The following is an 8,836-nucleotide window of genomic DNA, read 5'->3' on the forward strand; positions in this document are numbered from 1 at the left end:
GGGCCGTCTTATGATGATTGTCCTGCAATCGACCAATCCGCTTGTTGCGATCCATCTGCGCTTGATAGTTGGGGGCCTGACCGGCGTTCGGGTTGGGTTGTGGCTGATTATTGGCCGGGACTGGCTGCTGAGGTGCATTCTGTCGGCGTTCGGGCATTGTACCTAAGCCCACCATTGACCTTGCACGTAGACCCGCATACTCCGCACCGGTTGCACTACCCATGAGGTAACGGTTCCGCGCTTGTTGTGAGCCAAAGGCTGCCCTACCAAATGCGTATCCGCCACCAATCCCCGCGCCCATTGCTGGCATCATGATATTGCCAGATATCGCACGAACGATAAACGGTGTCGCTAGAATGAAGCCCTTCGCCATCATGACCATCATGAAGAAAGGTATGAGTGCACCGATGTTTGGTGCAGCAGTAGGATCGCCGAGTTCAAAGAGCAGAGAGCGAGATACGCCAATGATGATGGAGAAAACGCCTGCCAGAATGATTGGGTACATTCCAAAAGAAATGAGCGCTGTCAGCCATCTTGCAAAATAGTCTTTCGTGACATCGAACAGGGTCAGGAAGATCATGATTGGTGCCAGTCCAAGAAGGAGCGCAATCACGATTTTTGCAAAGATGACAAGGAATGCAGCGATACCGCCAAGTATCGCTAGGATCACAACGCCGAGAATTGACAGCATGGCCCCAGCCATCCAGTTAAGTTCCTCCCCAGCCGCATTGAGATATTCACCCATCGCCCCAAGCATTTCGTCAAATTCTTCTGCGTAGGTGCCAGAAGGGCCCGGTGTTCCGCCGCCTACGGAAGCGATCAGCGAACCTGCAATACTGTCGATACTGTTGAGGACGGCGGTTGCGAACGAGTTAAACTGCGTCCAGTTCTGCGCAAATATGCCTATTAAACCGATCTTTACTACAAGCCAGAAAGCGGTTCTTCCGTCCATGGCCCGATATTGAAACATCATGTTGATTGCCACCAGAATGAGGACGAGGGTTACGCCAAGTGTCGTTACCGTTCCTACTGTGGCTGCAACTGCGCCGAACTGAGTTTCAGCGGCGTCATCAAGGAAACCCTGTGCGGTTTCGACAATATACGTTGTAGCACTCATATTTGTCCCTCACCTACCAATGGCCGACGACTTCACAGATCGCACGAGCTGATGGTCGCAGTGCGTTATACCGGGCACGAAATGTCCCAATGGCTTCCCGATGGTCATTTTCATCAGCGCCAAGGTAGTTATCGTTATACCGCTGGACAGCATCGTCCCACGTCGGGAAACGGGTGGCACATGAACAGTCATCGGCTGCCGTGACCTGTTCGGCGCTTTGGAAGCGATAAATCATCTGAATGAGCATTCCCTTTGATGCCTCACGAGGAGGCAAGTTCTGCATCCAGGCTGGTTCCAATGGGCGCTCTTCACAGAATTCAAATTCGCTTTCCATAGTTGGCACTAACCCTTGAGCGGATGCAGCTAAGGGCATCACGGTTAGCGAATGAAGGAGACTAATCGTCAGTTGTTTCATGCTCGTTTCTCCGTCGGTTTCTGCATTTCCTTTTCACTAAATTCGTATTGCAGGAGCACAGTATAGGTGGGCTCTTTGTACTGAAAATGGGTCATGGAAACGATCTTCCAGCCATTCATTGTGAACTTGGCAAGCTCATCTTCCATGTCCTGCGTCCTGAATTTTTTGCCAGCGGTGAACGTCAAGACTTTCGGCATGTAGCTCTTTCCGTTGCTCATGTTTTTGTCTCCTCTCCTAGTTCTGTTCCGGGCAAATAGAATTCCGTGATCCCACGCTTTCCGTCTTCGCGGCCTGCTTGGATGATCACGTCGATAGAGCTTTCGATATAGTCTATCATATCTCGGTAAGGTATTGGCACTTCGGTCTTTAATGCCGCGATAGCTAAGCGCTGGACCGCCAGTTGGGGCGTTTCAGCGTGCAGCGTTGTCATCGAGCCGCCGTGGCCGGTGTTGATGGCTTCGAGGAAGGTCATGGCCTCTTTGCCACGCACCTCGCCCAGGATGATGCGATCAGGCCGCATTCGCAGGGTGGCGGTCAGCAAGATATCCGCCGTCTGGTGCGACGCGTCGCGGTTTGATATTAGCGTTACCGCGTTCGGCTGCGTGGGGAGCAGTTCTGACGCCTCTTCGATGGTGAGGATTCTTTCTTCGTCGCTGACATAGGAAAGGATCTTACGTGCGGCTACCGTTTTGCCAGTAGACGTCCCGCCTGAGACGATCATGTTGAGCTTGTTTTCTACGCAATGCCGGATCGACGCATCAATATCGCCACTGGCGACAACCTCACGAAGCTGGCGGTTTTTGTCTTGCCGAAGCTCTTCCAGCTTGCGCTCTTTGCCGTAGAGAAAATCCAACTCGATTGAATCGAGGGGCAGACTGGAAAAGAAGCGCAGGCTGATCGACATGCCCCGGTTCACAGCGGGCGGTGTGATGACATGTGCCCGGATCGGACGGTTGCGATACATGATCGAGACTGAGACGATGGGCCGGTCTTTTGACAGAGGCGTGGAGGCGTCAGATGCGATCTGGTTGCCCAGGTCCTTAATCTGATCCTCCGTAAGAGTTTGCTTCAGGCGCGACATGAAATGGTCACCCTGAAACTCGCCCCAGCACGTGCCATCCGGGTTAATGCAGATTTCAATCACATCATCCCGTTTGGCGTCTTCCAGACTGTCGATAGAGTTTTGAAGGTAGCTGAGGGTCATAGGTTCAGAAAATCTCCAAATCGCGGTCCACCATGACAGTGATCCGCGCACCCTGATCGACATAGATCACCGGCCCGATCGACAGGTATTCGCCGATCACACTGTCCGTGGCATCGGCCAGATCGTCGCCAATGTCTTCAAGGACATCCTCTGTAATCTCATCCTCTGTCTGATTGGCGGCGACGCTTGGCGCAGCAGATATCAGTGAAATGAGAGCAGCGGAGCCGAAGCGCTCTGCAAAGCGCGTATCCACGAAGCCTGTTGTGCCGGATCGACCGAGTTCATCTGCCCCGAATGAGCTGATTTGCACAGTTTGATTACTTGGCAAGATGATCCGGTCCCATGCGACTGTGATGCGGCTTTGCGCAATTTGCACACCTGACCGATACCGGCCAATGAGACGTGATCCGGCAGGGATTAGAACGCGGCTACCATCGAAGCTATAGACGTTTTCTGATGTGATCGCGCGGACTTGGCCCGCCAACTCGCTGGAAATGGCTGTCTCTAATGCAGCTTGAATGACCGTGCCTTGAATGACGGTATTGCCAGGATTGGCAATGACTTCGGATTGCGTGACAGTCGAGGGCAGCGCACCATTCAGCACGAAGTCAGTGACATCGCCAAAGGTGCGTTCGGCAAGTTCGGCACCATCGCCACCGAGACCACCACTTGAACCGCCGAAAGCAATGGTCGGCGACTGGATGCGACGCTCTTGGAACGCGCGTTCTTCCTCTGCACGTTGCTGTAATTCGGCGAGACGCCGCGCCTCTTCCTCACGGCGCAAGCGCTCTTCTTCCCGGAGGCGCAATTCGTCCTCCGTCGGGCCAGCCGGGGCAGAGGCCGGAGTCTGAGCTTCAAGGCGCGCAAGATCAAGGTCCATGCGCATCTGTTGCAGCTCGCGGTCCCTCGCTTCGAGTTCAGCGGTGAATTGCTCTTGTGCGGCCTCTGAGGCCGCTTGCAGGGCCGCCAGTTGTTCCGTCAGCGCGTTCATTGCCTCAGCCGCCGCCGTGTCTTCTTCCACGACAGGTTCAGGCGCGTTCTGGATGGCTTCGATCTGCGCTTGAAGTGCTGCGATCTGTGCCAGCAGTTCGGCATTCGGCTCTATAGGGGCAGGGTCAGCCACAACAGTGATCGTTTCTGGTTCAGGTGGCACGAAGGGTTCAATTGTACCAAACCCGTCACCTTCAGGTTGGAATTCGTCTGGTGTCGCTGTGGGTAACACGATTTCCTCTTCTGGCTGGTTGAGCAGGTAGAAGACAACACCGGCGAGGCCGATCAAAGCCACAATCAAAATTGCCATTAGTGGAGAGCGCCGTTGCGCTGTCACAGGGCTGCCGCCTCCGCCAGCTTCAAGGCGTGCGAGTCGTTCGGATACGTCCGCTTGGTTTGGATCATCGCTCATGATGTGCCTCCTGCGGTCAGAGTGTTAGATTGGATGCAGACGACCGTTTCACCGAGCCGAAGAACCCATTGAGCATTGACGCCAGAGACGCGAATGATGCCAGGTTCAGTCTGTTGAGTGTTTACGGTGCGTTCGCGACCATTCGAGTAACGGAAGATTGCCGGGACCGGCGCATTCCGTGCAAATTGGAAGTAGGTAAATGTTCCGTCGTCCCACACCCGCGAAGGGGTGATTTCCGTGCGATCACTAGCCCCGTAATTGTAGTTCGGTGCCTGCGCGGCAACTGCATTTTGCGGGCGGCGTTCTTCATCTGGATAGCGGAATTGCACCACGTAGAAGGTGGGTGATGAAACTTCTTGCACGTTGAAATAATAGCTGCGGCGGTTGGTGTAGACAGTCACGTTAGTGTGGACACCACGCGCCACAGGCTTGATTGCGAACGCCTGCCCACCGGGCACGCCGTCGAGTTCGAAGCCTTCGGTGTCACCGGCTAGGATCGAGCGGATAGTCTCGCCCTCGCCGAATTCAACGGTTGTGACATGGGTGAGCGATACGTTCAGGCGATAAACCTGTTGATCGACATACGTGGCAATACGGACACGGCTGTCGTTGGGGCCGCGTCTGGGTGTGTTCTCTGCAAAAGCGGTGGAAGCCGTAATAACCAGACATAGCAATGCAAGTCCAAATCGACGCATCTTAATTCTCCAATCTGTCTGAACGGATCGAGTATTCGATCACGGTGAAGCCAAAAGGGTTCGTCCAAACCTGATCAATCGTGCGCGCTTCCTCGGGTCGAAACTCGAAAAGCATGGTCGCAGTGAAGAGGCCACCTTGGACGCCTTGAATGGAGGTGAGCCGCTTGCGTATCCGGACGGTCGCGCGGTTCTCACCGATCAAATTCACGCTCAGGATTTCAACGTCCAGCGTGGCATTGCTGCCATAGACGGTTGGAGGATATTGCGGGTTCGCGCTGTTCCATTGTCCCCGAACAGAGGCTTCCGCGCGCCCATCGGAGCGCTGTAATACGCTGTTGATGCGCACATCATTGTCAAGCTGATTGTAGACCTCTCGATCAGTTACATAGCGATAGATTTCCGCTTCGATCACAGCCTGATTGCCGGTGATCGCGCTTGCGCCAACAGAGACTTCCGGCAACGCGAAACCCGTCTCGGGATCGTAGGGCACGACCACGGGGGGCGGGTCTACATCGAGGATGGCAACGGCGACAGCACCCAGACACCCGATCAGGCCAAACGCCAGACCGGTCAGACCGAGTTTCTGCCACAACCGTTCACGACGCAAAGCGCCATAAACCAGTTCTTCCTCAATGATCTCTTTTTCGTTGTTCAAAGTCTCTACCCCTAGGGTGTTAATCGCCGAGGTCAGGAATGGTGAATTCCATGAAGTTTTGTTCTTCGGCGATGGTGGCTGCGTCGATGACACCGCCTGTGCCATCACCTACGGTCTGCACGGCTTCGAGCTGCCACATCGCCACCAGTGCAATCGCCAGTTCAGCCGTTACGCGCGTGTTCAGATCGACGCTTTCTTTCAGCTCGTCCATGTCATCAATCAGGCCGACAAGACGGTCCACACGCTCAAGCGATTGACCGGCATCGTCATAGCTGTTTTGCGCAGCAGCCGAGACGAGGGCGCCAGTGGTCGCTTGTGTCGCGATGCGCTCAGCACCCGCGTTCCCGCTGGATGCCATTTCGCTAAGCGTGTCTTCATCAAAGCCCAGGTCCGCGAGAACACGGTCCATCTGGGTTTCAATCTCCGCCGCACCGGAGCCACTAAGGCCCGAGAAGTCACCGCTACGGATTGCAGCGATGGTAGACTGTATATCGCCGAATTCCTGATCGAGAATGCCGTTCAGTTCATCCTCCATTTCCGTGCCGATGATTTCCGGCAGTTCGGCAAGGCGAGTCAGAGCTGCATAGGTTTCTTGTAGCTGTGCCAGTTGATCGGTCAGGGTGGTGAGCTGTTCACGAAGCTGCAACAGCTGTTCGTTCTGCAGAAGCTCGTCTTCGATCATCTGGCGAAGTTGCTGGATGTTCTGTGCAATGTTTTGCGTGTCTACCACAGGCACACCCTGCGCGAGGGCAGGGGATGCAATCATGGTGACGGGTGCAGCTACGCCGAGCGGCAGAAGCAATGCGAAACCGGATGTCCGAAGGGTCTTGCGGACGTAGTTGGTGAGAAGCGTTGAAGTGCGCATTATTCTAAGTCCTCTATGGTGAAGTTTAGGAATTCTTGTTCTTGCATCCGAGCAGCCGCGAGACGCAGTTGTTCAGCGCTTAGGGGTTGGGTCCGTGCGGCTTGCAGTCTTGTTCGCGCTGCAATGAGACGAACCAGTTCGGCACGGGCATAAGTGTTCAATGCCATGGCCTCTTGCACATCGGTGGTAGAGCCAATGCGGTTGACGATATCGCGAATGCGGAGGGCCGCTTGGCGGATCGCCGTGGGTGAGCTACTGCCGTAGAAAGCAGCGCCCGCACCCATCATCGACAGGTTCGAGTTCGCCAATAGGGCAGGGTCGATAGTGCCGAGCGCTTCGATCCCGCCGATCCGCGCGAGGTATTCATTGTATTTCTGGGGGATGACGGTGACGTAATGCTGCGTTTCTTGAAATGGCGGGACGCCGCTATATTCAATGACACGACCCGGGCCTGCGTTGTAGGCAGCAAGCGCGAAGATGATGTTGCCATCGAAGCGATTAAGCTGTTGGGCCAGATAACGAGCCCCGCCTTCAACTTGCAGGTAGGGGCTGGTGCGATATTCAGGGAAGATGCCTAGATCACCGGCAGTCCCCGGCATGATTTGCGTCAGGCCATAAGCCCCTACAGGGCTCTCGGCCCGGATAACGAACCGGCTTTCCTGCCAGATCAGCGCTTGGATCAACGCGCGCCATTGGACGACAGAGAGGCCAGCAGCACCGACGCCCGGATGACTGTGCGTTTCCTGCGCCACGCGAATGATAAGCTGTTCGATATTCTCAGCTGCATCACCGAACATTTGGTCGCCAGCTGGGTTGGGGTCGATGTCGGCGGTTCCGTAAACAGCCTCTACAGAGCGGTCAGCATCACCGCTGCCGCCTTCGAGGTCCGAGACCATTCCGGAGATTGCAACACCGCCAGCTTCAAAGCTGGTCTGCGCGTCCAATATCGCATCCAGAACCCGAAGCTGTTCTTGCTCAATCGCGGTGATCTGTTCTTCGACGGTTTGGGTTTCGCCCTGCACCGCCAGATCAGACTCGCGATCCGCTGTTTCGATGATGTCGCGCGCCGTTAGCCCAGAGTCCACAACCGGCACGCCCTGGGCGAGCGCGCTGGAAGAAACCCCGATCAGTAAGATTGCAGCGACAGTGAGCTTATTCATGGGCAACGTCCTCCAAATTGGGGACGTCCAGCGCTTCGAAATTGCAGTCCATAGGGGCAGGACCGCGTGACACGAAGCTGAAGCAGTTGGCCTGTGGCTCTTGATAGTTCGCGCAACCAGCAACCACACACAGCAGAATGAAACAGGTAACTTTTCGCATTATTTGAGCCTCCAAAAGTCAGGACGATCCCGGTAATCGGGGCCGACGAGTTTTTCACCTGCTTCCATCCCGCCAAGGATGGTCAGGTTGTCGCCAAGAGCGCTTAGGTCCGCGTCCACGACGACCGAACCTTGGTCATCTCTAATGAGAGCCAAGCGTGAATTCGTGCCGGTGCTGAGAAGCGTATCCAACTCTTTCTGGTAAAGATTGAGCATCTGATAGTCGGAGGCACTGGCGCGGATGTTCGGTAGAAGAACCTGCGTCGGCACGGCCTCTACGATGGTCTTACCCGTGCGCGTCCGCTCAAGCTGGCTGGCGTATTGCGTCATCATGACGGCCACGGTGTTCTGTTTCCGTGCTGTCACGAGCCACTGCGAAAGCCGCTCTGCAAAATACTCGTTGTCGAGCGCCTTCCACGCCTCATCAATGATGATGATAGTGGGGCGGCGGTCTTCGATTTTCCGCTCGATCCGGCGGAACAGGTAGCTCAGAACCGCCATCCGTTCCTTGTCGCTTTCGCTGTCGAGGATCCCGGTGAGGTCGAAGCCAACCAAGTTGCCATCGAGCGAAAACGTGTCTTCGAGGCTATGGCCGAAAATCCAGCCGAACCGGCCTTTTTCAGCCCATTCAAGAACACGCTGGTTCAGGTCGCCGTCATCGTCCATCGACATGAAGAGTGACGCGAAGTTCTGCCAATCCCGTAAGCCTGGGTCTGTTGCTTGCGCATTCTGACGCACGCATTCCATGATGCGGTTGGTCTGAGCAGGCGTCAGCGGTTTATCTTCGCGGTAGAGCAGGGAGCCAAACCAGTCTGCCAGCCACGCGACACCGCGTTTGTCCACTTCGGTCCAAAGCGGATTTAGACCCGTGGGCATACCGCCCTGGATCGTCGTGTAGCGGCCCCTGTTGGCCCGCACCGCCATTTCCATACCCTGCCGGTAGTCGAAGACGAAGACACGGGCACCGGCCCGCACGGCTTGTGTCATGAGGAAGGCCGAAAAGACCGACTTACCCGAGCCAGGACGACCCATGATCAGCGTGTGACCGCTGGTGGGTTCTTTCTCAGGCGAACCGGCTTCGTGGTAAGAGAAGCGATAAGCGCTCTTTTCCGGCGTCGGGAAGATTGAGATAACTTTGCCCCACGGCACTTCGGAACCAGCCTT

The 8,836-nt window shown here is 55.6% G+C and carries 9 protein-coding genes and 1 pseudogene; all 10 read right to left on the reverse strand.

The window, feature by feature from the left end; all coding sequences use genetic code 11:
- The coding region (locus tag ABJZ52_RS01070; RefSeq protein ID WP_348487666.1) for a type IV secretion system protein at positions 1–1,117 on the reverse strand (1,117 nt) is incomplete at its 3' end.
- A gap of 13 nt (positions 1,118–1,130) precedes the next feature.
- Complete coding sequence (locus tag ABJZ52_RS01075; protein ID WP_348487667.1) at positions 1,131–1,532, reverse strand: hypothetical protein; 402 nt, start codon at positions 1,530–1,532, stop codon at positions 1,131–1,133.
- Positions 1,529–1,750 carry a hypothetical protein gene (locus ABJZ52_RS01080; RefSeq protein WP_348487668.1) on the reverse strand — a complete coding sequence of 74 codons (222 nt, stop codon included), beginning with the start codon at positions 1,748–1,750 and terminating at the stop codon, positions 1,529–1,531. The genes ABJZ52_RS01075 and ABJZ52_RS01080 overlap by 4 nt, the downstream gene beginning before the upstream one ends.
- Positions 1,747–2,736, reverse strand: a complete 990-nt coding sequence (locus tag ABJZ52_RS01085; protein ID WP_348487669.1) for an ATPase, T2SS/T4P/T4SS family — start codon at positions 2,734–2,736, stop codon at positions 1,747–1,749. Before ABJZ52_RS01085 ends, ABJZ52_RS01080 begins: the two co-directional genes overlap by 4 nt.
- 4 nt (positions 2,737–2,740) lie before the next feature.
- Positions 2,741–4,138, reverse strand: coding sequence for a TrbI/VirB10 family protein (locus ABJZ52_RS01090; RefSeq protein WP_348487670.1), 1,398 nt, complete (start codon positions 4,136–4,138; stop codon positions 2,741–2,743).
- Complete coding sequence (locus ABJZ52_RS01095) at positions 4,135–4,833, reverse strand: TrbG/VirB9 family P-type conjugative transfer protein (RefSeq protein ID WP_348487671.1); 699 nt, start codon at positions 4,831–4,833, stop codon at positions 4,135–4,137. The genes ABJZ52_RS01090 and ABJZ52_RS01095 overlap by 4 nt, the downstream gene beginning before the upstream one ends.
- 1 nt (position 4,834) lies before the next feature.
- Entirely contained in the window at positions 4,835–5,488 is a 654-nt protein-coding gene (locus ABJZ52_RS01100) for a type IV secretion system protein (protein WP_348487672.1), read from the reverse strand.
- A 19-nt stretch (positions 5,489–5,507) separates the two neighbouring features.
- On the reverse strand, positions 5,508–6,353 hold the full coding sequence (locus tag ABJZ52_RS01105) for a type IV secretion system protein (protein ID WP_348487673.1): 846 nt from the start codon (positions 6,351–6,353) through the stop codon (positions 5,508–5,510).
- Positions 6,353–7,513, reverse strand: a complete 1,161-nt coding sequence (locus ABJZ52_RS01110; RefSeq protein ID WP_348487674.1) for a lytic transglycosylase domain-containing protein — start codon at positions 7,511–7,513, stop codon at positions 6,353–6,355. Before ABJZ52_RS01110 ends, ABJZ52_RS01105 begins: the two co-directional genes overlap by 1 nt.
- A 159-nt stretch (positions 7,514–7,672) precedes the next feature.
- A pseudogene (locus ABJZ52_RS01115) lies at positions 7,673–8,836 on the reverse strand (type IV secretion system protein B4); the annotation flags it as partial.

This window comes from Roseibium sp. (assembly GCF_039982295.1).
Taxonomy (GTDB): domain Bacteria; phylum Pseudomonadota; class Alphaproteobacteria; order Rhizobiales; family Stappiaceae; genus Roseibium.

Coding starts and splice junctions, on each gene's coding strand:
- ABJZ52_RS01110 (WP_348487674.1), bottom strand. CDS start 7,513: ATGAATAAGCTCACTGTCGCTGCAATCTTACTGATCGGGGTTTCTTCC.
- ABJZ52_RS01080 (WP_348487668.1), bottom strand. CDS start 1,750: ATGAGCAACGGAAAGAGCTACATGCCGAAAGTCTTGACGTTCACCGCT.
- ABJZ52_RS01105 (WP_348487673.1), bottom strand. CDS start 6,353: ATGCGCACTTCAACGCTTCTCACCAACTACGTCCGCAAGACCCTTCGG.
- ABJZ52_RS01075 (WP_348487667.1), bottom strand. CDS start 1,532: ATGAAACAACTGACGATTAGTCTCCTTCATTCGCTAACCGTGATGCCC.
- ABJZ52_RS01085 (WP_348487669.1), bottom strand. CDS start 2,736: ATGACCCTCAGCTACCTTCAAAACTCTATCGACAGTCTGGAAGACGCC.
- ABJZ52_RS01095 (WP_348487671.1), bottom strand. CDS start 4,833: ATGCGTCGATTTGGACTTGCATTGCTATGTCTGGTTATTACGGCTTCC.
- ABJZ52_RS01090 (WP_348487670.1), bottom strand. CDS start 4,138: ATGAGCGATGATCCAAACCAAGCGGACGTATCCGAACGACTCGCACGC.